This window comes from Streptomyces sp. NPDC021100 (assembly GCF_044333095.1).
Classification (GTDB): domain Bacteria; phylum Actinomycetota; class Actinomycetes; order Streptomycetales; family Streptomycetaceae; genus Streptomyces.
Genome location: NZ_JBIRQH010000006.1, coordinates 67,066 through 93,957 on the forward strand (window position 1 = coordinate 67,066; position 26,892 = coordinate 93,957).

General features: G+C 71.6%; 28 protein-coding genes. 20 read left to right on the plus strand and 8 right to left on the minus strand.

Annotated features, from left to right (window positions below; genetic code table 11):
• The first annotated feature begins 11 nt into the window (after positions 1-11).
• Positions 12-728 carry a trypsin-like serine protease gene (locus ACH4PU_RS14110; protein WP_398271066.1) on the plus strand — a complete coding sequence of 239 codons (717 nt, stop codon included), beginning with the start codon at positions 12-14 and terminating at the stop codon, positions 726-728.
• Between the two features lie 158 nt (positions 729-886).
• On the opposite strand, the gene ACH4PU_RS14115 is transcribed toward ACH4PU_RS14110, so the two are convergent.
• The 3 genes from ACH4PU_RS14115 to ACH4PU_RS14125 all read right to left on the minus strand — a co-directional run bounded on the left by ACH4PU_RS14115 (position 887) and on the right by ACH4PU_RS14125 (position 4,260).
• A complete protein-coding gene (locus ACH4PU_RS14115) occupies positions 887-2,419 on the minus strand; it encodes a CoA transferase (protein WP_398271069.1) in 1,533 nt (510 codons plus the stop codon).
• A gap of 44 nt (positions 2,420-2,463) precedes the next feature.
• A complete protein-coding gene (locus ACH4PU_RS14120) occupies positions 2,464-3,441 on the minus strand; it encodes a 3-hydroxyacyl-CoA dehydrogenase NAD-binding domain-containing protein (RefSeq protein ID WP_398271072.1) in 978 nt (325 codons plus the stop codon).
• 81 nt (positions 3,442-3,522) lie between these two features.
• Positions 3,523-4,260 (minus strand): acetoacetate decarboxylase, encoded by a 738-nt coding sequence (locus ACH4PU_RS14125; RefSeq protein WP_398271075.1) that lies wholly within the window; start codon positions 4,258-4,260, stop codon positions 3,523-3,525.
• A gap of 174 nt (positions 4,261-4,434) precedes the next feature.
• On the opposite strand from ACH4PU_RS14125, the gene ACH4PU_RS14130 reads away from it, so the two are divergent.
• The 5 genes from ACH4PU_RS14130 to ACH4PU_RS14150 all read left to right on the plus strand — a co-directional run bounded on the left by ACH4PU_RS14130 (position 4,435) and on the right by ACH4PU_RS14150 (position 8,104).
• Positions 4,435-5,352: a LysR family transcriptional regulator gene (locus ACH4PU_RS14130; RefSeq protein ID WP_398271078.1), complete on the plus strand. Its 918-nt coding sequence runs from the start codon at positions 4,435-4,437 to the stop codon at positions 5,350-5,352.
• A 367-nt stretch (positions 5,353-5,719) separates the two neighbouring features.
• Positions 5,720-6,934, plus strand: a complete 1,215-nt coding sequence (locus ACH4PU_RS14135; RefSeq protein ID WP_398271080.1) for a helix-turn-helix domain-containing protein — start codon at positions 5,720-5,722, stop codon at positions 6,932-6,934.
• Between the two features lie 184 nt (positions 6,935-7,118).
• Positions 7,119-7,337 carry a DUF6255 family natural product biosynthesis protein gene (locus ACH4PU_RS14140; RefSeq protein ID WP_398271083.1) on the plus strand — a complete coding sequence of 73 codons (219 nt, stop codon included), beginning with the start codon at positions 7,119-7,121 and terminating at the stop codon, positions 7,335-7,337.
• A gap of 54 nt (positions 7,338-7,391) precedes the next feature.
• Entirely contained in the window at positions 7,392-8,000 is a 609-nt protein-coding gene (locus tag ACH4PU_RS14145) for a glycine-rich domain-containing protein (RefSeq protein WP_398271086.1), read from the plus strand.
• Positions 7,958-8,104 carry a hypothetical protein gene (locus ACH4PU_RS14150; RefSeq protein WP_398271089.1) on the plus strand — a complete coding sequence of 49 codons (147 nt, stop codon included), beginning with the start codon at positions 7,958-7,960 and terminating at the stop codon, positions 8,102-8,104. Before ACH4PU_RS14145 ends, ACH4PU_RS14150 begins: the two co-directional genes overlap by 43 nt.
• Positions 8,105-8,201: 97 nt before the next feature.
• Here the strand turns inward: ACH4PU_RS14150 and ACH4PU_RS14155 are convergent, their stop codons facing one another.
• Together ACH4PU_RS14155 and ACH4PU_RS14160 are read right to left on the minus strand one after the other, a co-directional pair.
• Positions 8,202-8,951: a hypothetical protein gene (locus ACH4PU_RS14155; RefSeq protein ID WP_398271092.1), complete on the minus strand. Its 750-nt coding sequence runs from the start codon at positions 8,949-8,951 to the stop codon at positions 8,202-8,204.
• A gap of 201 nt (positions 8,952-9,152) precedes the next feature.
• Positions 9,153-10,160: an ArsR/SmtB family transcription factor gene (locus ACH4PU_RS14160; RefSeq protein WP_398271095.1), complete on the minus strand. Its 1,008-nt coding sequence runs from the start codon at positions 10,158-10,160 to the stop codon at positions 9,153-9,155.
• Positions 10,161-10,589: 429 nt separating this feature from the next.
• On the opposite strand from ACH4PU_RS14160, the gene ACH4PU_RS14165 reads away from it, so the two are divergent.
• From ACH4PU_RS14165 to ACH4PU_RS14225, 13 genes are all read left to right on the plus strand, one after another.
• On the plus strand, positions 10,590-11,621 hold the full coding sequence (locus ACH4PU_RS14165) for a LysR family transcriptional regulator (protein WP_398271098.1): 1,032 nt from the start codon (positions 10,590-10,592) through the stop codon (positions 11,619-11,621).
• 232 nt (positions 11,622-11,853) lie between these two features.
• Positions 11,854-13,044: a CaiB/BaiF CoA transferase family protein gene (locus ACH4PU_RS14170; RefSeq protein WP_398271102.1), complete on the plus strand. Its 1,191-nt coding sequence runs from the start codon at positions 11,854-11,856 to the stop codon at positions 13,042-13,044.
• Positions 13,041-13,829, plus strand: coding sequence for a crotonase/enoyl-CoA hydratase family protein (locus ACH4PU_RS14175; RefSeq protein WP_398271105.1), 789 nt, complete (start codon positions 13,041-13,043; stop codon positions 13,827-13,829). Before ACH4PU_RS14170 ends, ACH4PU_RS14175 begins: the two co-directional genes overlap by 4 nt.
• Positions 13,826-14,581 (plus strand): acetoacetate decarboxylase, encoded by a 756-nt coding sequence (locus ACH4PU_RS14180; RefSeq protein WP_398271108.1) that lies wholly within the window; start codon positions 13,826-13,828, stop codon positions 14,579-14,581. Before ACH4PU_RS14175 ends, ACH4PU_RS14180 begins: the two co-directional genes overlap by 4 nt.
• The gene (locus ACH4PU_RS14185) at positions 14,578-15,537 is read left to right on the plus strand and encodes a 3-hydroxyacyl-CoA dehydrogenase NAD-binding domain-containing protein (RefSeq protein WP_398271111.1); all 960 of its coding nucleotides are present in this window, start codon (positions 14,578-14,580) and stop codon (positions 15,535-15,537) included. The genes ACH4PU_RS14180 and ACH4PU_RS14185 overlap by 4 nt, the downstream gene beginning before the upstream one ends.
• A gap of 151 nt (positions 15,538-15,688) precedes the next feature.
• The gene (locus tag ACH4PU_RS14190) at positions 15,689-16,873 is read left to right on the plus strand and encodes an acyl-CoA dehydrogenase family protein (protein ID WP_398271114.1); all 1,185 of its coding nucleotides are present in this window, start codon (positions 15,689-15,691) and stop codon (positions 16,871-16,873) included.
• Between the two features lie 430 nt (positions 16,874-17,303).
• Complete coding sequence (locus tag ACH4PU_RS14195; RefSeq protein WP_398271116.1) at positions 17,304-19,106, plus strand: FAD-dependent oxidoreductase; 1,803 nt, start codon at positions 17,304-17,306, stop codon at positions 19,104-19,106.
• A 471-nt stretch (positions 19,107-19,577) separates the two neighbouring features.
• Positions 19,578-20,585: a trypsin-like serine peptidase gene (locus ACH4PU_RS14200; protein ID WP_398271119.1), complete on the plus strand. Its 1,008-nt coding sequence runs from the start codon at positions 19,578-19,580 to the stop codon at positions 20,583-20,585.
• Between the two features lie 229 nt (positions 20,586-20,814).
• Complete coding sequence (locus ACH4PU_RS14205; protein ID WP_398271122.1) at positions 20,815-21,177, plus strand: VOC family protein; 363 nt, start codon at positions 20,815-20,817, stop codon at positions 21,175-21,177.
• 124 nt (positions 21,178-21,301) lie between these two features.
• Positions 21,302-21,760 carry an SMI1/KNR4 family protein gene (locus ACH4PU_RS14210; protein WP_398271125.1) on the plus strand — a complete coding sequence of 153 codons (459 nt, stop codon included), beginning with the start codon at positions 21,302-21,304 and terminating at the stop codon, positions 21,758-21,760.
• A gap of 65 nt (positions 21,761-21,825) precedes the next feature.
• A complete protein-coding gene (locus tag ACH4PU_RS14215; protein ID WP_398271128.1) occupies positions 21,826-22,185 on the plus strand; it encodes a hypothetical protein in 360 nt (119 codons plus the stop codon).
• Positions 22,186-22,371: 186 nt separating this feature from the next.
• Positions 22,372-23,889: a M28 family metallopeptidase gene (locus ACH4PU_RS14220; protein WP_398271131.1), complete on the plus strand. Its 1,518-nt coding sequence runs from the start codon at positions 22,372-22,374 to the stop codon at positions 23,887-23,889.
• 127 nt (positions 23,890-24,016) lie between these two features.
• The gene (locus ACH4PU_RS14225) at positions 24,017-24,583 is read left to right on the plus strand and encodes a GNAT family N-acetyltransferase (protein WP_398271134.1); all 567 of its coding nucleotides are present in this window, start codon (positions 24,017-24,019) and stop codon (positions 24,581-24,583) included.
• Between the two features lie 59 nt (positions 24,584-24,642).
• On the opposite strand, the gene ACH4PU_RS14230 is transcribed toward ACH4PU_RS14225, so the two are convergent.
• The 3 genes from ACH4PU_RS14230 to ACH4PU_RS14240 form a co-directional block, all read right to left on the minus strand.
• The gene (locus tag ACH4PU_RS14230; RefSeq protein WP_398271137.1) at positions 24,643-24,990 is read right to left on the minus strand and encodes a hypothetical protein; all 348 of its coding nucleotides are present in this window, start codon (positions 24,988-24,990) and stop codon (positions 24,643-24,645) included.
• Positions 24,991-25,063: 73 nt separating this feature from the next.
• Positions 25,064-25,597, minus strand: a complete 534-nt coding sequence (locus tag ACH4PU_RS14235; RefSeq protein WP_398271140.1) for a hypothetical protein — start codon at positions 25,595-25,597, stop codon at positions 25,064-25,066.
• Between the two features lie 223 nt (positions 25,598-25,820).
• Positions 25,821-25,991: a hypothetical protein gene (locus ACH4PU_RS14240; RefSeq protein ID WP_398271143.1), complete on the minus strand. Its 171-nt coding sequence runs from the start codon at positions 25,989-25,991 to the stop codon at positions 25,821-25,823.
• A gap of 42 nt (positions 25,992-26,033) precedes the next feature.
• Here ACH4PU_RS14240 and ACH4PU_RS14245 point away from each other — a divergent pair, with 42 nt between their 5' ends.
• Complete coding sequence (locus ACH4PU_RS14245) at positions 26,034-26,753, plus strand: Clp protease N-terminal domain-containing protein (protein ID WP_398271146.1); 720 nt, start codon at positions 26,034-26,036, stop codon at positions 26,751-26,753.
• Positions 26,754-26,892 lie beyond the last annotated feature (139 nt).

Consider the following 26,892-nt stretch of genomic DNA (forward strand, 5'->3'; position numbering starts at 1 on the left):
GAGGAAACGCCATGCACAAGTTCCGCAACACCTCCGTAGCAGTCGGCACCGCCGTCGCGTTGTGCGCCGGAATCGTCGACGCCCACGCGATCATCGGCGGAACCCCCGTCGCGACTCCCTCCGCCGTGGTCCGCCTCCACCTCACCTACGCGGGAGACGGAGGATACGACTGCAGCGGCGTGCTCATCGGCCCGAACTGGGTACTGACCACGGACGACTGCGCCGACTTCGCGGAGACCACCACGGTCGAACGCGGCGACGGCATCACCTATAAAGCCGACGCGATCTACGTCGACAAGAACGACGTGAACGCCCACATGGCGGTCGTTCACGTCCCCCAAGCGATCCCCGCTCCCGCCGGATCGACATCCGATCCCACGACGAACGGCTACATGGTGCTGGCCGACAAGTCCGACCCGCTCCCGAAGGTCGGGGACGTGGACACCACCTACGGCTGGGGCGGCAACACGCTGAACAAGATCGACGTGAAGGTGACGGAATACGGATCCAAAACCGTCTTCGCCACGGCGAGAGGCTGCAAGAACGGTGGGTGCACGGGGCCGGGAGACGACGGTGGCGCGGTCATGCACAACTACAACGGAAAACTGAAGGTGGCCGCTGTCACCTGGCAGAACTCCTCCCCCTACGATGACCGGGTCAACTGCCAGGAGAACGCCGTCGGCGTATCCGAGACACGCGACTGGATCAAGGCGACGACGGGCATCTGATACCCGGCGCGCAGGACGGCACGTGTGGCGACCGGGTCCGGCCGGCGGCAGCATACCTGCCCAAGTCGTCGGACCCGGCGTTGACGACGACGCGCCGCGTCAAGGTGGGCCTCCCTCAGGGGTTCCGCGCGGGCGACAGGACTGTCGGAGACAGGCGGTCAGGCGGTGGGCAGCCACTCCGGGCGCTGCGAGCCGCGCGGCACGAGGATCTGCCGGTAGGCGCCGGGGGTGTCGGACATCCGCACCTGGTCGGTGATGCCCTGGTAGTGGCCGAGGGGGGTCTCGGCGGTGAAGAGCTCCGGGTCCGGGTAGGCGTGCAGTTCGCCGGTGCCCGCGATCTCCCTGGCGTAGTCCTGGTCGAAGATGCCCATCGACAGGATCCACAGGGCCACGCGGGACAGGGAGACGTGGACGCGGTAGCTGCCGCCGTCCTTGGCACGGCGGCGCAGCGCCTCGGCGATGCCGGCGGTCAGGAACCAGGACACGAGGTAGTCGTTGACGACGGTGATGGGCGGCAGGGCGGGCTTGTCGCCGTCGCCCTCCAGGTGGAGGAGGCCGGTGAGGGCGCCGGCGGTCTGGTCGAAGCCGAGGTAGTCCTTCCACGGACCGGTCTCGCCGTTCAGCGAGACGGTGGCGTGGATCAGGCCCGGGCGGCGGGCGATGGCCTCGTCCTCGGACAGGCCGATGCGGTCCAGGAAGCCGGGGCGGCGGTTGGCGTAGAAGACGTCGGCCTCGGACTGGCGCTGGTGAATGAGGGCCAGGCCCTCCTTGGTGTACGGGCTCACCGTGGCGGAACGCACCCCCACGCCGGTGGTGTTGTAGGTGACGTCGTGCTCGAGCTCGTACGGGCGCCAGAGGTTCAGCACGTCCGCGCCGTGCAGGGCCATGGCACGGCCGGCGCCGGCACCGGCGATGATGTGGCCCATGCCCAGGGCCTTCACGCCGTCGAACGGGGCGACGGGGTTGGCGGGCAGCTCCTCCGGGTCACTGTCGCCGATGCGGGTGATCTCCACCAGCGGCAGCTCGGATAGCACCTGCTGGTACTGCTCCTCCCGCAGGATCTCCTGGGGGGTGCGCACCATCGGCATGACGCATCCGGCCTCGGCGCCGGCCTGCTCCAGTTCCCGGGCGGTCCACTTCGAGATCGCGGCCCCGACGTGCTCGGGGACGTCGCCGACGCCGAGCAGGCGCTGGGCGGCGACCTTGATGTTGGGGTAGATGTTGAACGGCATCATCCAACACCCGTCCGCGGTGCGGTAGAAGTTGTTGGCATACGCCATGTTGATGATGGACGGCGTGCCGCTGGTGTAGCCGTTGAGGAGTTCCCACTTGCCCTCGTAGAAGGGGCACAGGCGGTGCGGGCCCTTGCGCAGGTCCATGTGGATGTCCTGGCCGCGGCCGGTGCGGTCCTTCCACAGGGCGGCGATGGCGGCGGACTTGGCGACGAGGGAGATGCCGGAGGCGGCGCCGAGGCGCAGGGTGCTGGGTACGACCGGGTCGGCGCCCTCGAAGGTGATGTGGCCGCCGGTGTCGCCCGGCCGCAGACCGATGCCCGCGAGGACCTCGTCCGTCTCGGCGTGGACGTCGAACGCGTCGTCGGTGGCCGGGTCGGCGATCGCCTTCCGGATCTTGCCGGTGAGGGACTTGTCGATAAAGGACTTGTCGGTGAGGGCCTTGTCGGTGAGGGACATGATCTCTTCGTTTCTCACATGCGGTGGTGGTGGGAGCGCGCTGGTCAGGCTTGGCTGGTGGCGGAGTCCGGTGTCTCACCCAGGGCGCGCATGAGGGCGATCTGCGCACGGTCGCGCTCGGCGGTGAGTTCCTCGACGGTGCGGCCGCCGAAGGCTTCCTCCGCCTGGTCGATGAGGGTGGCGACGGTGGCGTCGTCGAAGATGGGGTCACCCAGGGCCGGCCACATGTCGGCCTCCATGGCACGTCCGAGGTGCTCGATGAAGTGGGGCAGTCCACCCGGACCGCCACCGAGGTGGAAGGTGCGGAAGGGCCCTCCGACCGCCCAGCGCATGCCGATGGAGGAGGTGACGATGTCGTCGAGCTCCTGCTCGGTCACCACGCCCTGGGCCACGAGGTACACGCACTCGCGGAAGATCGCGGACTGTAGGCGGTTGGCGACGAAGCCCGGGATCTCCTTGCGCAGGACCTGCGGCTTCTTGCCGAGCGCGGCGTAGAACGCCTTGGCCTGACGAACGGTTTCCTCGGACGTCTTCTCGCCGGGCACGATCTCCACCAGCGGCACGAGGTGCGGCGGGTTGAAGGGGTGGCCCACGATCAGGCGCTCGGGCTGCCCCATCGCCCTGGCGATGGCGGTCGCCGGGATGCCCGAGGTCGAGGTGGCCAGCAGCGCGTGGGCCGGGGCGTTCTGCTCGATGGTCCGCCAGATCCGCTGCTTGAGTTCGAGGCGCTCGGGACCGTTCTCCTGGACGACATCGACGCCGGAGACGGCGGTGGCCAGGTCGGCCTCGAAGGTGAGCCCGGCAGCGAGGTTCTCGGTGGGCAGGCCGAGCTCGGCCAGGGCGGGGGTGATCTCCTCCAGGCCCGCCAGGACGAGATCCTCGATGTCGCCGCGGGGGTCGTTGATGACGACCTTGATACCGCGGGCGAGGAAGAGACCGGCCCAGGAGACGCCGATCACGCCACCACCGATGATCGCGGCGTGCTGGTACGAGTCCGGAGCGGGCCCGGAAGCGGGGGTCATGGTTCGAGCCTTTCTCGAAGGGTGAGAACGAGCCGTCTCGGTCACTGGTGGTGGAAGATGACTCGGCGATCCGTTGCCGGATCAGGCGGCCAGGTAGTCGTAGACGGGCTGGACCGGGTTGAGGGTCAGATCGGTGACGATGTGGCCGGCGCTGACGATCTCGAGGACGGGCAGGTCCGAGAGCGGAGCCATCACATGGGCGAAGAGCTCCAGGCGGGCGGGGCCGGTGAAGGCGCTCTTGATGGTGACGTCGGTGACCTGGGTGCGGACGAGATCGCACACGCGCGGGCTTCCGTCGTAGTTCGGGATCGTCTTGATCATGAAGTTGGGCGAGCAGATCTCCGCGCGGGCCTCGTCGAGGTCCATGGCGTGGTGCTTGTAGCCCATGGTGGCGGTGGCCACCCGCAGAGTGCCGTAGTCGAGCGTGCCGACCAGCGTGTCCGAGTCCACGTAGAGGGAGGGGGCGCCGCCCTTCTTCGGGTACGCGCTGTACTCCCTGCCGCTGGAGATCGCCGGGACGCTGTCGACGTACATCGCGAGGTTGAACTCGCCCGCCTCGCCCTCGTGCTCGACGGCGACGAGCTGGCCCGCCTCGGTGTAGTCGCCCAGGCCGGTGACGTCGGGCATCCGCATGATCTCGAACCGGACGATCGGGTCGGTCACCGTCAGCGGCTCGGGGACCAGCCGGCGCAGCGCCTCGGGGTCGGTGCGGTAGTAGACGTTGAGGTACTCGCGGTTGGTGAACCGGTACCTGGTGGGCGCGTAGGCGGGGGAATCCACGGGAGTGGTGAAGAGCCGGGCGACGTCCTGCTTCTGCATCAAAGCCTCCGGGGAGAGGAGCGCGCTACTCAGCCGATGGCATGGGTGGCTGGTGTCGTCCGCGGATGTGCGGACCTCTCGCGCATCAGTTTTTCTGGGGGAAGGGCGCTGCGAGCGGACCCATGACCCAGTGGACACCTCTCAAGCCAGGTCTGTCCAATATATGATTACGTCATGATCGATATGATCGACGATATCAACCTGACCAGGCGCCTGCTGGAACAGTTTCTGGCGGTAGCGGACGAGAAGCACTTCGGCCGCGCCGCGGAACGCCTGTCCATGAGCCAACCGCCGCTGAGCCAGTCGATCCAGCGCCTGGAGCGGGGACTGGGGGTGCGGCTGTTCGAGCGGGGGCCGGGCGGGGTGTCGCTGACCGCGGCCGGCGAGACGTTCGCCGCGGACGCGCGGCGCCTGCTCGACGCACAGTCCGCGGCCATCGAGCGAGCGCGCCGAGTCGCCAGCGGCCTGGCCGGTGACGTCCGGGTGGGGTATGTGAGCATCCTCAGCCACCACTACCTGCCTCACCTCCTGAGGGCGGCCGCCGAGGAACTGCCGGGCCTGCGCGTACACCTGCACCAGGACTCGCCGGCCACCCTCGCCGAGATGATCCGCTCCGGCACACTGGACCTGGGGTTCCTGCGTGACCCTTCGCCTCTGTCGGCGGACCTCGTCAGCCGTGACTTCGCCGTCGAGCGCATCGGCGCGGCCGTGCCGCACGACCACCCGCTGGCCGACGCCGACGAGATCGCTCTGGGCGACCTCAGTGAAGAGGACTTCGTCCTGCCCGATGCCGCGGCACTCCCGGCCCTGGCCCACCAGGTGCAACTGGCCTGCCACGAAGCCGGCTTCACCCCTCGCTGCCGTGCGGTGTCGGACGATCTCACCGGCTTGTTCAGCTACGTCGCCTCCGGACTGTGCGTGAGCCTGCTGCCCGAACAGCTGCGCGACTTCGGGGTGCCCGAGGTTTCCTTCGTCCCTCTGCGGGGGGCATCGCCTTATCTGGAGACTTCCTTGGTCGCGGTGCACCGACCGGAAGCGGACGCGGCCGTGCTACGCCTACTGGAACTGATCACCCGCCACATGACAGCGTGACGGCCTGTCCACCTTTCCTTTCGCCCTGACCTCCGGCGACGCCGGACATGCCGGTGAGCGGGCTGCCGGTCCGACGGCGAGGGCTTCGCGGCCGTCTGTTCGTCCGGACGGTCTGCTCTTCCGGACGGTGGTCATGGCGAACGTGATGCCTGTTCGCGGCGCCCCGCGCCTGGCATGGGCTCCGCAGTCTTTGCCGACCGCGTAGGGGCTCGCCGGCTCACGCGCAGTGTGCGACAGTGCCGGTTCGCCGTAACGGCGTTCCCACGCCGGCGGGTCCCGGAGGGACCAGCACGCGTCAGCACGGTCCCCGCCGTCGGCGTACCGTAGTGGTCGTTCAAGTGGTGCCGCTCTTTGAATGGGTTGGAGCATGGCGACGACACTCGGCGACCGGTTGCGGGAGTTGCGGACGAGGCGGGGACTGACTCAGGAGGCGCTCGCGGAGGCCGCGTCACTCAGCGCGGACACGGTGCGGAAACTGGAGCAGAACCAGCGGCTGACGGCTCGCATGACCACCCTCCACAAACTGACGCGGGCGCTGGACGTCGAGACCTCCGTCCTCCTGGGCGCACCGACCGTGCTGGAGCTCCCCAACGGTTCCGAGCCCGCCAGCCTTCTGGAACTCCGGCAGTCGGTGACGCCGCTGCATGAGTTCCCGGCGCTCGGCAGCGACTCCGAGGGAGAGGAAGCGGAACCGCCGACGGTGGCCCAGCTGCGGGACGGTATCCGAAGCACCGAACGGATCCGGCGCCTGGGCGAGCTCACGAAGATCACGGCACTGCTGCCGACGCTGCTGGCCGACGCGCGCGCCGCCGTTCGCTCGTACACCGGGGAGGACCGCGCGGCCTCCTACGCCGTACTCGCCGAGGCGTACCAGGTCGCCGCCACGACGCTGACGGCGTTCGGCAAGGAGGACGCCGCCTACACCGCGTTGGAGCGGTCCATGGCCGCCGCGCGGCAGTCCGACGACCCCCGACTGGAGATCATCGGAGTGTCCACGCTGTCCTGGATCTTCTCCAAACAAGGGCGCGTGGCGGACGCCGAACAGGTGGCCGTGCAGATGGCGGAACGCATCGAGCCAGGGTTCCGGTCGGAGCCCGTGGACCTCTCCGTGTGGGGAATTCTGCTGCTGCGCGGCGCCAGCGCCGCGATCCGGGGCGACCGTGCCGACACCGCCGAGGACCTGCTCTCCCTGGCCGCCGCCGCTGCCGCGCGGATCGGGAGCGACCGGCTCGACTACGCCACGCCCTTCGGACCGACGAACGCCGGGGTGGCGACGGTGAACGCCTACGTCGATTTGGGGAAACCGGACCAGGCCCTTCGGCACGCGCAACGCATCCCCAACCTCTCCAGCCTCCCGCCGACCTGGCTCGCCCGGCACTGCGTGGACCGCGCCCTTGCCCACGCCGAGATGCGCCAGAACGCTGCGGCGACGAGGGCCCTGCTCACCGCCGAGCGCGCGGCGCCCGAGTGGATGCGGTACCACGCCACGGCCCGCCACCTCGTCGCCGAACTGCGGGAACGCGAGCTCCGGCGCGGCTCCCCGATCAGAGACCTGGCCATCCGTTTGCAGGTCGAGGGATAGGCCCGAGACGAGGTAGGACATCGCGTCCCAGCGAGCCCACCGGCTCGCCCACGCCGTCCCTGGGCTTCAGCGGCGCGGTGCCGGACGGTGGTTGACGGCACAGCCGTCGACCGACAGGAGCGCCCATGCCCGACAGCGACGCACGGACCCCGCGCACGGCCGACCCCGGCGCGCCGACCCGCCGATGAAGGTCCCCTGCCGACACCAGGTGGACGGTTGGACGACCAGCGGGGGCGTGCTGACCTGCGGCGGCTGCGGGGTCCGTCGCATCGAGGACTACGCGGCACTCGGCCCGGCGGTCGAGCCCCCCCCGATTTCGGGCCGGTACCGCGCGGGCCGGTCATCACCGTTCAGGGCGTCATGCGCTTTCGTCACCGACTTCCCGTCTGATCGCCCGACTTGACGACCGAGACGGCCAACGCTGCTTTCCCTCACCCGAAACCACATTCTCACGCACATGAAGAGGAGCACCATGACCCGATCTGCGCAACCCGCGCCGCTTTCCGGACCGGATTCGGTAGCCGAGGCAGCGGACGTCCGGACACTTCTCGGTGACGCCTTCCACAGCGTTCGCGCCACTGTCGCGGACAACAACCCGGATATCTCGCACAAGACGTGCGGTCGCATCGTGGACGAGGCTTTGAAGTTCGTCGTCACGGCGGCACGGTTCCCCGGACAGTCCATCGTGCCGTCCAGGGTCGTGGACGAAGGCTGGCACGCGTTGATCCTCCACACCCGCGCCTACCGCGATCTGTGCGCGGAGTTGGGGACGTTCGTCCACCACACACCGGAACGCCCGGACGCCGGACGCTACGCTCCGGAGATCATCGGACGCACCACCGCCCTGATCGAGGCGGCGGGGTTTCTCGTGGACCCGGGGCTGTGGGGCAGCCCCGAGCACGGGCTGGCTCGGCACGTGGCGGCGAAATGTCAACACTCGGACGACGGAGGGCCGATCGTCATCATCCCCAAGCGCCCAGGCAGAAGCGCATACCCTGTCCGCAACGGAAGGAGCACGGAGCCATGGAGTGGACCGATCCCAAGTACGCGGAGCTCGTCGAAGTGATGAGGAGCGCCCGGCTCCTCGCCCGCGAGCGCGGTGCCGACCGCCCGGTCAGGGGATTCGTCGTGGCCCCGGAGACCACTGAGCGCCGCGACGATCAGGGCTGACCGAGGGGGCTGGCCCCCGGTCGGTCGCCGTCGCGCGGGGGCCGACCGGGGTGGCTATGCGCGGTGATGGGGCGGCGGCGTGCGCGGCGGGGGCCGCTCAGCGGACCCCCAGCGTCCGTACGATCCCCGTCACCGTCTCCCCCGCCGCCGCGTAGGACGTGCCGACCGGGTGCAGGGTGAGGACGGCGACGATCCAGCGGTCGTCCGGGCCCACCAACCCGGTGGTGTGCAGGGCGGGACGGCCGAGGTCCACCCCCTCGACCTCGCCTCGTCCCGGACTGGCCGGCGGGTAGCCGGACCAGCCCTGCTTCACGGCCCAGGGACGGGGGAAGGCGGTCGGTATGCCGAAGGACTGGTCGAATCCGTCGGCACCGAGCCGGGTCGCCCGCCGCAGCGGCCCCAGCACGGCCGTGCGGACGGGCGGCGGCGCCGCGTCCAACAGGTAGCGGTAGACGCGGACGGTGTCGGCCGCCGTGATGGCCGAATATCCCCAGTGGCCGGGGTAGCCGGCCGGTGGTCCGGCGGTGTGCGTGAGTCCGAGACGGGAGACCATGCGTGTGATCACGCCGGTTCCCCCGTTCCGCTCCCAGAAGTGGCCGGCCGCGTCGTCGTCGCTGCGCGCGAGCATCGCGTCCAGCCGGGAGCGGTCGTCCGGCGGCAGGGCGTCGGCCGGGCCGCGGTCCCACAGATGGTCGAGTGCGATCAGCAGTTTCACCACTGACGCCGACCGGAACCGCGCGTCCGGGTCGAGCCGTTCGGCGCAGGTGCCCGAGTCGCGGTCGTACACGACGACTCCCGCGCTCACCCCCGTCGGCACCCGCGGACCGGTGGTGCGTGTCCCACTCATCGTGCGCACGCCCCTCCGGTGCCGAACGGCTCACGTCCTGTCACGTCGGGCCCCCCGTCTCTCCCCCGCATCCCCCTGGTGACCAGTTTCCGGCAGGGCGGACGGATCGGCCATCACATTCGAAGGGGATCTAATCCGCCTGGTCAGGCGGCCGCCATGAGCACACCAACGTCAGGCACACCCATGTCAGTCGCGCCAATGTCACGCCATGCAGCGGCCGTTGAGGAGCTGGACGCCGAGCGGGGTCAGGGTGTGGTGGGCCGCGCCGCCCACCCGGCGGGTGATCAGCAGGCCCGCCTCGCGGAGGACGGAGACGTGGTGGCTGGCGGTGGCGGCGGCGATGTCGGCGGTGCGGGCCAGTTCGGTGGTGGTGCCGCCTTCGGCGACGGCCTCCAGCAGGGTCGCCCGGGTCCGGCCGAGCAGGGCGACGAGCGCCTGGCCGCGCCCGGACGCCTCGCGTCCGGTCAGGAGTTGGGACGGGTTGTGCTCGATCGGGTAGACGACGACGGGCGGCAGGTCGCGGCCGCGCAGCATGGTCGGTTTGCGCCAGCAGAAGAAGGACGGGAGCAGGAGCAGCCCGCGGCCGTCGAGGTGCAGGTCGCCCTCGACGTGCGGGCCGTGCATGATCAGTACCGGCGGGGACCACTCCAGGGTGGGGTGCAGGGTGCGCAACAGGTGGTCGAAGGCGCCGGACGGCAGGTCGGCGACGGTCCGCGTCATCCGACCGCGTGCGGCGATGTCGGCGGTGACCTCCGCGCGCACCCGTGACCAGTGGGGCGCGAGAGCCACCCTGTAGTACGAGCGGACTGCCTCTCCGAGGCCCTTGAGCGCGTCGAGGTCGCCGTCGGCGATCCCGCGCATCCAGGGCGCGGTGTGCCCCTGGGAGACGGCGAACTGGGTGAGGTCGTCGCGCAGCCGGCCGCGCGGGGTGGACATCAGGGCGCTGACGCCGAGGTCGAGGCCGCCGGCGCCGGCCGCCGGGGTGAGGAAGTCCGGCGAGTAGCCGCGCGGCGGGGCCAGCGCCAGCAGACGGCGGGCGCCGGGGTCGAGCCGGCCCCGGACCTCGCGGCGCCACCGGTCGAACACCAGCGGCCCGTCGGTGGTCTGGAGCATGTGCAGGCTCAGCAGCACCTCCCACATCGGGTCGGGCGTCTGCGCCAGCCGCGTGCGGGCGACGTCGTCGCTGCCGAAATGGATACGCAGTCCCACAGACCTTGCCTCCCGCCCGGCTCCCCGGGCTCCCCGGGCCTCCGACGCCCGTCCTCACCGTCCCCCTCCATGGTCCCGGCGGCCGGAGGGGCCTTCAATCACCCCGACGGTGGGTTCCGGCCATCCTGTCGTGGGCAGGGGGGCGCGGGCGGGGACGTCACGGCGAGGACGCGGGCGGCGGCGAGGCCCGCATCCGGGGGGCCGGCGAGACCCACCTCCAGGGGGCCGGCGAAGCCCGCCCGGGGAGCCAGGCGAAACCCGCCCCGGTAGGGGACCGCCGGGTGACGGCCGGGGTCGCGCGGTGCCGGGCCGGGCCGCCGTCGGCGCCGGAAGTGCATGACGTCGAGCCGACAGCGCCGCCGCGAGCCCGCTCCTCCCCCGCACCCCCGCCGACCACGGCCCCTCACCCACCCTCGATAAGGTCCGGCAGTGGAGATCTTTCACCTGCGCTACTTCGTGGCGGTCGCCGAGAACCTCAGTTTCTCCCGCGCCGCGCGGCAACTGCACATGGCCACGTCGCCGTTGAGCCAGCGCATACGGGACCTGGAACGGGAGCTCGGCCGGCAGCTCTTCGACCGGGATTCGCATCACGTGGCGCTGACCCCCGCCGGTGCGGCGCTGCTGCCGGCGGCGAAGGACGTCCTGGGCCGGTTCGACGACCTTCCCTGGCGGCTTCGCCAGGCCCTGGGAACGGAGCGGCGGGCGGCGTACGTGGGGGTGGTGCCGGCCCTGCACCCGCTGCTGCGGGAACGACTGGCGCGGCTCGAGGCGCGCTGCGCCGACGCGTACGACGTCAAGCGCTGGCCCGGCAACAGCGGGAACCTCGTGGCCGCCGTCCAGCGTGGCGACCTGGCCATGGCGCTGGTGCACCTGCCCGTGCACGCCGAGGGCATCGAGGTGCTGGAGCTGTTGCACGAGCCGTTGGGCGCGCTGCTGCCCGGCGCCGAGTTCGGCGGGCGGAGCTCGGTGTCGTTGAGCGAACTCACCGATCACACCTATGTGACGTCCGCGCCCGGCACACTCCCGACCTATTTCGACCAGATCAAGGTGCGGCTGAAAGCCGCGGGAATCCACCGGGAGATCAATCTCGATATCGGGGATTACGCCAGTGTGCGTGAAATCGTGGCGAACGGTTCGGTCTTCGGTATCACCCTGCTCAGCGCGGGCAGCCGCGGGGAGGGAAAGGACACGAGCGTCGTCCTGCCGTTCCGCGATTTCTCGCCCGCCCTGGCGACCGGTCTGGTCTGGCGCCGCGACCGTGCCCGGCCGGACGGTGACCTGCATGCCCTGACCAGCGCGGCGGGTGAGGAGTTCGCCGGCCCCTTCGATGTATCCCGGGGCGCTTCCGGGAGCGACTGTGCGGATTCCGCCGACTCCGCCGATTCCGCGGGCGCTTCCGACGCTCCGGCCGCTCCGGCCGCTGATCTTCAACCTCCCCGCCCTCCCCGCGAACTCCGCTGACCGGCCTCACCCGCCCGCCTCCCCTCCCCATCGCGCCCTCCCCTCCGACCTCGCCCCGGAAAACGGCGTGACCACCCCGGTCACGCCGTTTTTCGCGCATCGGTGTCACTGATCGCTTGGGTTCTCCCGTCCCGCGGATCTAGCGTTTTTCCTGTCACCGGGAAAACCCGTGAAGCTCTCGAATCCCCTTCCCTTTCCCTGTCCCTGTCCCGTCTTCCGTGCTGGAGTGGTGATGGAATCCGCTGGAAATACCGACGCACCGGGCGGCCCGCTCGCCGGGGTGCGCGTCGTCGACCTGTCCACGGTGGTCATGGGCCCTTACGCGGCCCAGATCCTCGGCGACCTCGGCGCCGACGTCGTCAAGATCGAGTCGCCGAACGACACCGTACGGATCGGCACCTTGCACCGCACGCCCGGCATGACCCCGCTGAACCTCAACGTGAACCGCAACAAGCGCAGCGTGCGGCTCGACCTCAAGGACGAGGGCGAACGCGCCAGGGCACTGGACCTGATCGGCACCGCCGACATCCTGATCACCAACATGCGGGTCGGCGCCCTGCGCCGCCTGGGCATGGACCACGACAGCCTCGCCGCGGTCAACCCCCGCCTCGTCCACGTCCACGCGCAGGGGTTCCGTTCCGGCTCCGACCGGGCCGGGCTGGCCGCGTACGACGAGACGGTGCAGGCCGCCTCGGGGCTCGTCGACCTCGCGCAGCGCGCGGGCGACGTGGGGGCGCCGGTGGTGCTGCCGAGCATCTTCGGCGACAAGGTGGCGGCGCTGACGATCGTGTACGCGGCCCTCGCCGCCCTCGTGCACCAGCGCGCGACCGGTCGCGGACAGCACGTCGAAGTGCCCATGGTGGACACGCTGCTGGCGTTCAACCTGGTAGAGCACCTGCAGGGCCGGACCTTCGAGCCGCCGGCGGGCCCGACCGGATTCCCGCTGTCCATGAACAAGGGGCACCGCGCGCGTCCGACCAAGGACGGCCTGGCGATGGTCATGCCGTACAGCCCGGAGAACTTCCGTGACCTGTTCGTCGCCGCGGGCCGCCCCGACCTCGCCGAGGACCCGCGCGTCAACGGGGAGTTCATCGACTCCACGCGGGACGGCGAGGACCTGGCCGAGCTGCTGGAGTCGGTGACGCCCCGGCTGACCACCGCGCAGTGGGCGGAGGTCTGCGCCCGGCGCAGCGTCCCCTTCGGCCCCGTGCTGCGCCTCGACGACGCCGCCGACGACCCGTACGTGCGGGAAGGCCACCTGCTCGACGTCGCCGAGCATCCCACCGAGGGCGCCTACCGCGTGATCGGCATACCGCTGGTGTTCTCGGCCACCCCGGCCTCGGTGCGCCGGCACGCCCCGCTGCCCGGCCAGCACACCGACGAGGTGCTCGACGAGCTCGCCCGCGGGGAGGCGGGACGGTGAGCGGCAGCACGCGTACCGGAGCACCGGAGTCCGTCCGTACCCGCACCGTCGGCGGCGCCCTCGTCGTCACCATCGACCGGCCGCGGGCCCGCAACGCCGTGGACGCCGAGGTCGCGCGGGGCATCGCCGCCGCCGTGGACCGTTTGGAGTCCGAACCCGGGCTGCGGGTGGGCGTCCTCACCGGCGCGGGCGGCACCTTCTGCGCGGGCATGGACCTCAAGGCCGCCGCTCGCGGGGAAGAGGTGACCGTGCCCGGCAAGGGGTTCGCCGGACTGGTCGAGGCGATCACGTCCAAGCCGCTGATCGCGGCCGTCGAGGGCCACGCGCTGGGCGGCGGCTTCGAACTCGCCCTCGCCTGCGACCTGGTGGTCGCCGCCGAAGGGGCCTCCTTCGCGCTCCCCGAGGTCAGGCGCGGGCTGATCCCCGGGGGCGGCGGGGCCGTCCGGCTCCCCAAGCGCGTCCCCCACCACCTGGCGATGGAACTCCTCCTCACCGGACGTACGGTGACCGCCGCGCGCGCCCGCGAACTCGGCGTCGTCAACCGTGTCACCCCCGACGGCGGGGCGCTGTCCGCCGCCCTGGAACTCGCCGAGGAGATCGCCGCCAACGCGCCGCTGGCCCTGGCCGCGGTGAAGCGGACCGTCCGGCGGGCGGACGGGGTCCCGGAGCGGGAGGCGTTCGCCGCGCAGGCCGCCGAGACCGGTGCGCTGCTGCGCTCGGCCGACTTCGCCGAAGGGGTGCGCGCCTTCACCGAGAAGCGCGCGCCGGAGTGGAGCGGACGGTGAACCGCGCACAGGTCCTGCGCACCCTCGACACGCCCGTCACAGCGCCCGCGTACGCCCCCGCCGCCGTCCGCTTCACCGACCGCGAGTACCTGAGCGTCGTCTACCGCACCGACCCGGACGCGCTGCGGGCGGTGGTGCCCGAGCCGCTGAGCGTCGACCCCGGCGAACCGCTGGTGCGGTTCGAGGTGATGAAAATGGGCGACGTCACGTCCTACGGCCCGTACGTCGAGGCGGGGCAGGCGATCGCGGTGCGTTTCGGGGCGGAGCGCGGCGAGTATCTGCACGCCATGTACCTGGACAGTTTCGCGGCCACGGCCGCGGGCCGCGAAGTGGGCGCCTATCCCAAGGCGATGGGCAGACCCGCGCTGTTCACCGAACAGGCCGCGCTGGTCGGCACGCTGGACTACGGCAGCGTACGGGTGGCCACCGCCACGATGGGCTACAAGCACCGCCCGCTCGACCCGGAGGCCGCCCGCGAGCGGATCGCCGTGCCCACGTACATGCTCAAGGTCGTCCCGGGCTACGACGGGACCCCGCGCGTCTGCGAGCTGGTCCGCACCCGGATCTCCGACCTGACGGTCAAGGAGGCGTACACCGGGCCCGCGCGGCTCCAGTTGTTCGCGCACGTCCTGGCGCCGCTGGCGGACCTGCCCGTGCTCGGGATCGTCTCGGCGAGCCACGTCGTCACGGATCTCACCCTGGCCCCGGCCGTTCCCGTCCACGACTACCTCACCGAGGAGGCCCCCTCATGACACCCGCTCATGGCACCCGCCCGCCGGGCACCGCCGCCGTCGTCGGCGCCGGCACCATCGGCCTCTCCTGGGCGGCGCTGTTCGCCGCGTACGGCTGGGAGGTGACCGTCACCGACCCGCGCGAGGACCTGGACGCGGCCGTGGACGAGGCGCTGCCGATGCTCGCCGCCGGGCTCCCCGGCAGCGACGCGGCCGGCCTGCGCGGCCGCATCCGCACCACGCACGACCCGGCCGAGGCCGTGGCCGGCGCGCGGCTGGTGCAGGAGAACGGGCCGGAGGACGTGGAATTCAAGCGGCGGCTGTTCGCCGACGTCGCCCGCCACGCCCCGGCCGACGCGCTGCTGGCCACCTCCAGCTCCGGCATCGTCGCCACCCGCATCGCCGAGCGGCTGCCGGACACCGCCGCCGCGCGGCTGCTCGTCGCCCACCCCTTCAACCCGCCGCACGTCGTGCCGCTCGTGGAGATCGTGCCGGGCGAGCGCACCGCGGAGGAGACCGTGGCGGAGGCCCTCGCCCTCTACCGGTCGCTGGGCAGGACGCCGGTGCGGCTGCGCGGGGAACTGCCCGGATTCGCGGCCAACCGGCTGCAGAGCGCCGTGCTCCAGGAGGCGTTCCACCTCGTCCTGAGCGGTGTCCTCGACGCCGCCGACCTCGACACCGTCATGAAGACCTCGCTGGGCGGCCGCTACGCCGCCGTCGGCCCGTTCGAGAGCTTCCACCTCGGGGGCGGCCCCGGCGGCATCCGGCACATGATGCGGCACCTGGGCCCGGGCCTGGCCGAGGGCTGGCGGCGGCTCGGCCACCCGGAGCTGGACGCCGACGCCGTCGCCGTGCTCGTCGCCCAGACGGAGGCCGCGTACGGGAGCGGCCCCGAGGCGTACCGGCGGCGCGCCGCGCTGCGCGACCGCAAGCAGCTCGCGCTGAACGAGGCGTTGCGCCGGGCCGAACAGAGCTGAAGCACCCGTCCGACGGTGCCGAAGCGCCTGGCCGGCGGTGCCGAAGCGCCCGTCCGGCGCCGTTGAAGCGCCCGTCCGATACCGCTCGACACCCGCGGGGCCGGCGGGGCCGCACCCCACCGTCCCCCTCTGAAGGAGAAGGAGTCACCTCATGCCCAAGCCCGCCGACCCCACCCCGGACTTCTTCGGCTATGCCGACCTGCTCGGCGCCGCCGACCGGGCGGAACTGGCCGCCATCCGCGACCACCTGGAAAAAGAGATCAAACCGCTGGCCGACGCCGCCTGGGCACGGGCGGAGTTCCCCTTCGAGGCGGTCGAGAAGATCGCCGCGATCAACCCGGCCGGCTACACCTACCCGGAGTTCGGCGACGGCCGCGAGCGCGGAGCGCTGTTCTCCGGCTTCCTCACCCTGGAACTCAACCGGGTCGACCCCTCGCTCGGGGTGTTCTGCGGGGTCCACACCGGACTGGCGATGGGCAGCATCCACGGAGGCGGCAGCGACGAGCAGCGCGAGCGCTGGCTGCCGGACATGGCCGCGATGCGGAAGATCGGCGCCTTCGCCCTGACCGAGCCCGAGGGCGGCTCGGACGTCGCGGGCGGCATGCGCACCACGGCCCGGCGCGAGGGCGACACCTGGGTCCTCGACGGCGCCAAACGGTGGATCGGCAACGGCACGTTCGCCGACCTCGTGGTGGTCTGGGCACGCGACACGGCCGACGGCGACGTCAAGGGGTTCGTGGTGCCGAAGGGCACCCCCGGCTTCACCGCCACCAAGATCGAGGGCAAGATCGCGCTCCGCACCGTGCAGAACGCCGACATCGCCCTCGACGGTGTGCGGGTCCCGGAGGCCGATCGCCTCCAGCGGGTCGACGGCTTCCGCGACACCGCCGCCATCCTGGCCCGCACCCGGGGCGGGGTGGCCTGGCAGGCGCTGGCGGTCGCGGTGCGCGCCTACGAACTCGCCCGCGCCTACGCCGTGGAGCGTACGCAGTTCGGCCGGCCCATCGGCGCCTTCCAGCTGGTCCAGGACCTGCTGGTGAAGATGCTCGGCAACGTGACCGCCATGTTCGGCATGACCGTCCGCCTCGCCCAGCTGACCGAGGCCGGCCGGAGCACCGCCGAACAGGCCGCCCTCGCCAAGGCGTTCACCACCGCCAGGATGCGCGAGTGCGTCGCCTGGGCCCGCGAGCTCTTCGGCGGCAACGGCATCGTCCTCGAGTACGAGATCGCGAAGTTCTTCGCCGACGCCGAAGCCCTGTACTCGTTCGAGGGGACCCGCGAGATGAATACCCTCATCGTCGGCAAGGCCGTCACCGGGCACAGCGCCTTCGTGTGACACCCGCCTCCGGAAGGCCACCTGCCTCCGGAGGCCCCGGACGACCGCGCGGGGCCGGTGACTCGCCGTCGCCGGTCCCTCGCCGTGTCCGGGCGGGGCGGCATCCCGGCCGTCGAGACCGGACCGCGTGCCGCGCCACCGGCGACGGCGGCGCGGGCTCACGCCACCGCGGGAGACCTCGCCTCCCGCCGGGTCCCCCGGCACCCGCACCCGCCCCGGCACCCTCCCTCGCCGGGGCGGCCGGGCGGCCCGTTCCCCCGCCCCGACGCCGGGTTCCGGCCATCCTGCAGCGGGCCGGCGGCGGTTGGCGTCCGACCGGGGTCGGGAAGGGGGAGGCGCCCTTATGCTCCTGCGCCACACGACGTGTTACCGACGGTAGGGGGTTGTGATTCCCATGGTCGAGCTGGGCACGAAGAGTGTGGAAGCAGGCATGGAGCACCAGGGCACCGCTCGCAGGACGTTCGTGGGAGGGCTCACGGCCGCCGCCGCGGCCTCCGTGCTCGGCGGGACGGCGGGGGCGGCGAACGCGTCGTCCCCCTCGCCCCGGACCGTCGGACGCCGAGGGGGCGCCGGACGGACGGTCGCCGTGCTCGGCGGCGGCGTCGCCGGCCTCACCGCCGCCCACGAACTCGCCGAACGCGGCTACCGGGTGACGGTGTACGAGCGCAAGGACGCGCTCGGCGGCAAGGCCCGCAGCATGGACGTACCGGGCAGCGCGCGCGGCGGACGGAGACCCCTGCCCGGGGAGCACGGCTTCCGCTTCATCCCCGGGATCTACCACAACCTGCCCGACACGCTGCGCCGCATCCCGTTCCCCGGCAACCGGAACGGCTGCCACGACAACCTCGTCTCGCCCGGGGAGATGCTGATCGCCCGGACGGGGAAGGAGGACATCCGGCTTCCGTTCGCCCACCCCGGCACCCCGCCGCCCGTCCTCACCCCGGACGAGCTCCGGCGCGCGCTGACGGCCCTGCTGGACACCTTCACCGGCATCCCGCCCCGCGAGATCGCCTATTTCGCGGGGCGGTTGCTGGTCTGGTTCACCAGTTGCGAGCGTCGGCGGCGCACGGAGTGGGAGCGCACGCCGTGGTGGGAGTTCACGCGCGCGGCGCGCATGTCGCCGGACTACCAGCGGCTGCTCTGCATCGGCCTGACCCGGAACATCGTCGCGACCAAGGCCGAGGTGGCGAGCGCCAAGACGGTGGCGACCTGCGCCGAGGCGTTCGTCTTCAACCTGCTCGGCCGGGGCGCGGACGGCCCGCCCGACCGGCTGCTCAACGCCCCGACCAACGAGGCGTGGATCGACCCATGGGTGACGTACTTGAGCTCCCTGGGCGTGGAGTTCCACACGGGGTGGGAGGTACGGGACCTGCGGCTCGCCGGGGGACGGATCGCGGAGGCGGTGATCGCGGACGGGGGAGGCGAACGCCGTTCCGTCACGGCCGACCACTTCGTCTCCGCCCTCCCCGTCGAGCACGCCCGTACCACCTGGAACGCGGAGGTCCGGGCGGCCGACCCCCGGCTGGCGCGGTGCGACGCGCTGCGGACGGACTGGATGACGGGCATCCAGTTCTACCTCACCGAGCCGACGCCGGTGGTCCAGGGCCACGTCAACCACATCGACTCCCCCTGGTCGATCACCTCCGTGGCGCAGGCGCAGTTCTGGGCCGGGCGGGACGTCCGCCGGGACTACGGGGACGGCACGGTCGCCGACTGTCTGTCCTGCGACGTCTCGGAGTGGGACAAGCCCGGCATCCTCTACGGGCGTTCGGCCAAGCAGTGCACCCGGGAGGAGGTGGCGCGCGAGGTGTGGGCGCAGCTGAAGGCGAGCCTGAACGACACCGGGCGGACGGTGCTCAGGGACTCGGCGCTGCACTCCTGGTTCCTGGACCCGGCGGTCCGCCTCGGCGGCCCGGACGCGGAGGCCACGAACGACGAGCAGCTCCTCATCCACCCCGTGGGCACCTGGGGCAACCGCCCGGAGGCCCGTACGGCGATCCCCAACTTCTTCCTCGCGGGCGACTACGTGGCCACGGACATCGACCTGGCGACGATGGAGGGCGCCAACGCGTCGGCGCGGGCGGCGGTCAACGCGCTGCTGGAGCAGGACGGTTCGGCGGCGGAGCGCTGCGTGATCACGCCGCTGTACCGGGCGCCGGAGCTGGAGGCGGTCAAGCGGCGGGACGAGGTGCGGCTGCGGTTGGGGTTGCCGAACGCGTTCGATGTGGGGTGAGCGGCGTTCGATCCGGGCTGAGCGGGTTCGACCCCGGACCGGCGGGTTCGATCCCGGACCGGGCGGATCCGCCTCCAGGCCGGGCGGATCCGGTCCGAAACCGGGCGAATCCCGCCCGAGGCCGGGCGGATTCGCCCTGGGGCGGGCGGATTCACGTCACGGCCGGACGCGGCTCGGGGCCGAACGGACCGACCTGAGCTGTCTTGACGCGACCCTGTCAATTCCGGCGTGCTCGTGACACGCTGTCGACACGCATCTCCTCCGAGCTCCTCCGGACTCCTCCGGACGCAACGTCGAAACCGGCACGACGAGTCGGAAACGTACGAAACCGAAACGTCGAAACGACTCGCCGGGACAGCACCTCCGCACAGCACGTCGCACCGCTCGTCTGCCCGGACCGTACTTGGCACGGTCCGGCCCCCACACGGCCGCCCCGCGCACCGCGCGCCGGCCACGGCAGAGGGAGTACGCGTGAGACGACACCCCCGCACGACCGCCATCGCCACGGGCGCCCTGCTGGCCGCCTGTTCCCTGGCCGTACCCGGCCTCGGGACCGGCGCCGCCGGTGCCGCGCCCCCGCCTGTCACCGGGCACACGGCCACCGAGCACACGGCCGCCGCCACGGCGGAGGCGCGGCAGCGGGCCGCCGCCTTCTGGACGCCCGAGCGGATGCGCTCGGCCACCCCGCTCGACATCACCACCGACCGCCCCGCGCCCCCGCCCGTCCCGGCCACGGACGGCGCCCGCCACACCACCGTCGCCCCCACAACCGCTCACTCCCCGACCGCCGTCCGCTCCTTCCCGCAGGCCGGCGGCCCCTGGACGGGCGGCGGCGCGGTGGTCAAGACGTCGGGCCGGGTGTTCTTCACCATGCAGGGCCGCACGGCGTCCTGCTCCGGCGACGCGGTCACCAGCGGCAACGGCAGCACGGTCCTCACCGCCGGGCACTGTGTGAAGTACCAGGGCAACTGGCACACCAACTGGACGTTCGTCCCCGGCTATCACGACGGCCAGGCCCCCTACGGCACCTGGGCGGCGACGAAGACGCTGTCCACTCCGCAGTGGACGGCGAGCGAGGACATGAACAACGACATCGGCGCCGCCGTCGTCGGCCCGCTCGACGGCAAGCGGCTGACGGACGTCGTCGGCGGCCAGGGCCTGGACTTCAACGGCGGCTACAACAAGCGCATGTACTCCTTCGGCTTCCCGGCCGCCTCGCCGTACGACGGCACAAAGCTCATCCACTGCAGCGGGAACACCACCAAGGACTTCCTCCTCACCCAGGACCACGGCCTCTCCTGCAACATGACCGGCGGTTCGAGCGGCGGCCCCTGGTTCACCTCGTTCGACGAGTCCACCGGCACCGGGCTGCAGGCGTCGGTGAACAGCTTCGGCTACAACTTCCTGCCGAACACGATGTTCGGGCCGTACTTCGGCGACGTCGCGAAGACGCTGTACGACCAGGCCCAGACGAGCTGAGACGGCTCCCCCTGTAAGGCGGCGGCGCGGCCGCCCGGCGGCAGGCGAGCCGCCGCGCGACGCGCCGCCGGTCCGACGACGGCCCGTCCGCTCCTTCCGGGCCGAATCTCCGTCCCGGGACGTCATCCCGCACCTGGCCAACGAGCTTGGGAGCAATTGGGATTCGGGCAGGGTGACCGGCGGTATGCGGGGCCATGAGTTCCCGCCGACAAGAAGGAGAACCGGTCCGATGCTCGTTGCCGTCGACCACGTACAGCTCGCCGCCCCGCCCGGCAGCGAGGACCGTTTGCGGGGGTATTACGAGCAGGTGCTCGGCATGACCGAGATACCCAAACCCCCGATCCTCGCGGCCCGAGGCGGTTGCTGGTTCCAGGCCGGCCCGGTCCAGCTCCACCTGGGCATCGAGGACGACTTCCGGCCGGCGAAAAGGGCTCACCCGGGGCTGCGGGTCACCGGGATCGAGGCGTATGCCGCCCGCCTGGAGGAGCGTGGCGCCCCAGTCGTCTGGGACGACAACTTGCCGGGCCACAAGCGTTTCCACTCCGAGGACCCTGTGGGTAACCGGCTCGAATTCCTGGAGCCTGTGCAGTAGTTGAGGGCACCAGAGGCAGGGCCCGACAGGCTCCGCCGGACACCCTCGGCTCTCACTGAGCGGACTTGTTGAAGTCTGGTGCGGGCCAGCACTCAATTTCACCCAAGGTCGTGAGCTCTCGATCATGTGGAGCCAAGCGGTACTCGACGACTTTCCCGAGGCGGGATTCCGGGAGCCTGCTCACGAGGCCGATACCGTCGCAGCCGAAAAACGCCTTGGGCGAGGGACACCCGCGGAACTCAGGCAGCTGTTCCTCGAGAGCGACGGGGTGCTCGGGCACTCCCGCGTCGACACCGTCCGGCCCTTGGAGCAGGTCGTCGAGCAGAATCTGTCCTTCTGGTCCGACGAGTCCCTCGCTCAGCTGTACATGCCCTTCGGCGCCCTCCTGTTTTTCGGCGACAACGGAGGTGGTGACCGGTTCGCCTTCGTACGGAAACCCGAGCGACCCGATGTCTTCGTCTGGGATCACGAGAACGACAGCCGCATTTGGGTGGCCGGTGCAACATGCGGGACTACCGCGGCCGTTCGCTGCGCGCCGGCGGAGACGACTGGTACCAGCCGTAAGCCGCCACCGGTCGGCTGACGCGATCGGTCCGCGGCACGTTTCCGGGCCAGGGACGTGTCGGAGGCGTGCGCGATGATCCCGGCATGCTGGTGATGAGTGACGGCGCCCGTGTGGTGGCCCGGCGGCCGACGGAGCCGAGGATCGGTGCCGCGATAGCCGACCTGCAACGCGGCGACGTGGTGATCGTGGAACGCGTCGACGATGGCGAGTCCGGCGATTGGTACGTGCAGGTGTTGATGCGCGAGGACAACACCTTCCAACTGGAGTACCGGGAAGGAGTTCCGGCCGAGCACTACCAGACCCGCACCGTCTCGCGCGAGAAGACGGTCGCGGCCGTGCTCGGCTGGGTGAAGGGGGAGCCCGGTTGGAAGGCCGCCTTCATGTGGAACAACGTCGCCTCCTGCTTCGACGGCGACGGGATCGTCGCGCCGCCGTCCCCATGAGCAGGCGACAGGCCGCACTCCCACGAGGGCGGCCCCTACAGCAGCGGCCTGACGGCGACGGCCGCCCCCATGACCGGCATGTGGCGATCTTGTGTCGGAAGCCGGCGAAGGCTCCCGCCGTCCAACCGGCGCTCTCTAAAGTCCGTACCAGTCCCCGCACCCGTCCCCGAGAAAGGACCAGACCCCGTGCGTCTCCCCCGTCGCCCCCGTGGCCGCAAAGCACTGGCCGCCCTCATATCCACCGCCGTCGCGGCCCCCGTGCTCCTCACCGCCGCCCCGGCCGACGCCCGGACCGCCGACGGGCCGGCCCGGCAGCACCAGAAGGCCGAACGGCTCGCGAGACAGCTGGAGCGGGACGCGTCGGCGAAGGGCGCGTACCGGCATCTCAAGGCGCTGCAGCGGATCGCGGACGCCAACGGCGGCAACCGGGCCGCTGGGACGCCCGGCCACGAGGCGTCGGCCGCGTACGTCCACCGGCTGCTGCGGCAGGCCGGTTACCGGGTCTCGTACCAGTGGTTCGACGTCTGGCAGGCGAAGACGCTGACCGAGAAGCTGTCGGTCGTCTCCCCCGACGCCCGTGATCTCAAGGTCGCGGCGGCGGAGTTCTCGCCCTCGACGCCGCAGTCGGGGCTGCGGGCGCCGCTGGCGCTCGCCCGGGTGGACAAGGACCCCGGATGCTCGGCCGACGACTACGCCGGGACGGCCTTCACCGGCCGGATCGCCCTCGTGAAGCGCGGCGGCTGCACGTTCGCCGAGAAGCAGAAGGCCGCCGCGCAGGCGGGCGCGGTCGGCACGATCATCTACAACAACGTCGCGGGCGGCGTGGCGAAGCCGTCGTTCGGGAGCCCGGCCGACGGCAAGGTGCCCACCGCCGGCATCTCCCTGGCCGACGGCGAGGCGCTGGCCGCGGCGGTGGCCAAGGGCGAGGTCCAGGTCGCCCTGAACATCCAGCAGCAGCACACCAAGCGGCGCACGCCCAACGTGATCGCCGAGACGCGGGGCGGCGACCCGCGCCACGTCGTCGCCCTCGGCAGCCACCTCGACTCCGTCCCCGAGGGCCCGGGCATCAACGACAACGGTTCCGGCTCCGCCGGCCTGCTGGAGGTCGCCCTCAAGCTCGCCGACCGCACCCGCCGCGGCGGCCAGCAGCCCACCAACAAGGTCCGCTTCGCCTGGTGGTCGGGCGAGGAGCTGGGCCTGCTGGGCTCCGAGCACTACGTGGCGCAGCTCTCCAAGGCCGAGCGCGAGAAGATCGCGCTCTACCTCAACTTCGACATGATCGCCTCGCCCAACCCGGCCCAGCTCGTCTACGACGGCGACGACTCCGACCACAAGGGCTCCGGCCCCGGCCCCAAGGGCTCGGCGGAGATCGAGAAGCTGATCAACGGCTACCTCGACCGCAAGGGCAAGCCCCACGAGGGCACCGACTTCGACGGCCGCTCCGACTACGGCCCGTTCATCGCCACCGGCATCCCCGCCGGCGGCACCTTCACCGGCGCCGAGGGCATCAAGACGAAGGAACAGGCCGCCAAGTTCGGCGGCAAGGCCGGCGCCCCGTACGACCCCAACTACCACGCCAAGGGCGACAACCTGTCGAACCTCGACCTCAAGGCGTTCGACACCAACATCGATGTCATCGCCCACGCGGTCGGCATCTACGCCCATGACCTGAGCTCCTTGGGCGGGGGCGGCACGCGCGGCTGACGCGGGCGGGGTGTGGGCAGGGCGGGCCGGCCCCGATAGCGGCCGGCCCGCCTCCGCCCCCGGCGCCGAGCGGAGACGGAGCGGAAATGACGCGGAATCCGCAGCCGCCCGCCGTTACCTTGCCCCCATGAACCCGATCACCGTCACCGGCTCCCGGCTCCACCTCCGCGAGATCCGCGGCACCGACCTCGACGCGCTCCACGCCGTCCAGGGGCACGCCGACGTCGCGCACCACATGAAGGGCCGGGCGCAGACCCGGGACGAGGTCGCGGACTCGATCGCGCGCGCGGCGGTCCACGCGGGCGCCGTGCCGCGCACCGTCTACATGCTCGGCGTGGTCCGCTCGGCCGACGACCGGCTGATCGGGCGGGCCGACCTCGACCTGGACCCGTTCTCGGAGAAGGCCGGCACCATCGGCTTCATGCTCCACCCCGACACGTGGGGCGCCGGCTTCGGCACCGAAACGGTTCACCTGCTCTGCGCGCTCGGCTTCCGGCACCTGGGGCTGCACCGGATCTGGGCCACCCGCTCCCCGTCCAACACCGCGTCGGGCAGGACGCTGTCGAAGGCGGGGCTGGTCGAAGAGGGCCGGATACGGGAGCAGTTCTTCGTGGACGGCGCGTGGCGCGACTCCGTCGTCCACGCGGTCCTGGAACACGAGTGGCGGGCCCCGGAGGGGTTCCCCGCGCCGTGACCGGCGTACGGCACCGCTGCCGTCCGGCGGACCGCGGCAGCTCGCGCATCGCGCGCGGCTCACCCCATGCGCCGGATCCTCTCGAACGGGTACCGGCACACCACCACGACGACGAAGCCGTAGCCGGCCAGCGCCAGCAGCGCGCCGACGGGCAGGGACGGGTCCTCCTCCCGGAGGAGCATGCCGGCCAGCGGGACCAGAGGGGGGACGCTGAGGACGGCGGCTCCGGTGCACCAGAACGCGATGAGCCCGTTCGCCTTCGCCGACAGTTCCCGGTCCTCCAGGACGGCGCGCGGGACTTCGTACCCCTGGTGCCGGTCACAGGCCCGTCCCCGGTAGCCGGTGACGGCGGCGAGGAGGGACACCAGCCCCAGTACGAGGAAGCCGGCGAGCGCGAGGTAGATCATGATCGGGATCCTGGTCCTCGTCCGGGCCCGGTCGGTGGCGCGGCGGTGCGGCGGCCGCCGACCGGGCTGTCGGCTAGCGGATGTACTTGATGATGAAGGCGGCGACGAGGGAGACGGCCTTGTTCTTCACCCAGCCGGGCAGCACCTTCCACGCCCAGCCGCCGATTTCGCCGCCGAGGCAGCCGATGATGGCGTTCTTGGCGTAGGTGCCCTTTCCGGAGAACTTCCCGTCGGCGACATCGCTGAGGACCGACGTGGGGACGCTGGCGACGGCTCCCCTGGCGCACCACGCCGCTGCGGCGATCGCGGCCGCGGCGATCGGGATGGCCCGCTTGACCCGGCCCGTCTCCCCGCCGGACGCCATGGCGTCCTCGATCTCCGCCCGGGCTTCGGGGCCCAGGCCGTCGTTGATGAATGCGTACTGCTCGGCGGTCGACTGCGCCGCTCTCGCCTCCTGTTGCACGGCTGCGGTGGCGGCCCGGTCCGCCGCGGTCGCGTCCGCCGCGTATGCCGCTCCGGCGCCGAACAGCAGGCTCGCGGCCGTCAGTCCGGCCACGGAGAGAGTGGCGCGACGGAGCGCGGTGCGTGACGATATGCCCGTGAACACGTAGGTCCCCCTTGGGTGGTGGCATGCGTGATCCGCCGCCGGTCGGGGCTGTACGGGTCGAAAACGAACGGCCCCGATCAGCGGCTTGACCATTTCTATGCATGATCTTGACGCGGGTAAAGGACCCGACGGCCCTGCCGCTCACCCCTTCCCCGTGATATCGGGCCCGGCCCGAGGCCGGCCCGAAAGCCACCGCAGGGCGATCACGCGTCGCGCGCCATGGTCACTGCCGGTCGAGGGCGGCGGCGATCCGGTCCTTGACGCGCCGCCAGTGCGCCCGCCGCCGTTCGGACCCCTCGGCGCTCGCCAGGTGCTCCTGACGGAACGACGCCTTGACCGGACTCGCACACCTTTCGCCCCAACTGTCGGGCCGCACCACGCGAGTTCGCGTCAACTAGTACTTGACGGCAGGCGGGCGTCAACTCAAACTTGACGCATGAGCCCACTCGACATCAGCCTCGCCGACCTGATCGCCCGGCTCGACGAGGAACTTCCCGACGCCAACGTGCTGGCCCGCATCAGCGAGGCGCGGCTTCGCGCCCAGACGCTGACCGACCTCGGCGACCAGCTCATCGACCACTACGTCAGCAAGGCCAAGCGGAACGGCGCCTCCTGGACCGAGATCGGCGACGCCATCGGCGTGTCCAAACAGGCCGCCCAGCAACGCCACACACCCGCCCCCTTCGAGCGGTTCACCAAGCTGAACCGGCACGGCATCGTGCTGGCGCAGGAAGCCGCCCGCACGCACAAGCACGACTTCATCGGCACGGAACACCTGCTCCTCGGCCTGCTCGGCGAACCGCGCGGCCTGGCATACGAGGTGCTGGTGGCGAAGGGCGGGTCGGAGCGGCGCGTCCGCGACGCGATCGAGGAAGCGCTGCCGCCGGCCGGGGAGAAAGCACCGCGAGGTCACATCGCGTTCAGGACGGAGAGCAAGGAGGCCATCGACCAGGCGCGCCTCGCGGCGGCGGAGCTCGGCCACGACTGGATCGGCACGGAACACACCCTGCTGGGCCTGATGCGCGTCGAGGAGAGCCCGGCCGCGCGGATCCTGCGCGGCCTCGGATTCACGCTTGACGAGCTGCACGAGACGGTCACGCACGAGACGGCCAAGGCCGGGACCGCCGAACGGCTCGCCGCGCGCGACGAGCAGTAGGGAACCGTCAGTTCGCCACTCCGGTCACGGGGCGCTCCCTTGCCCCGGGCCGGAGTCGGACACGGAAGCGAAAGCGGGCGCGGAATCGGAAGCAGGCGCGGCATGCGGCACGAACCGGCTCAGTCTGAAGACGGTCGGC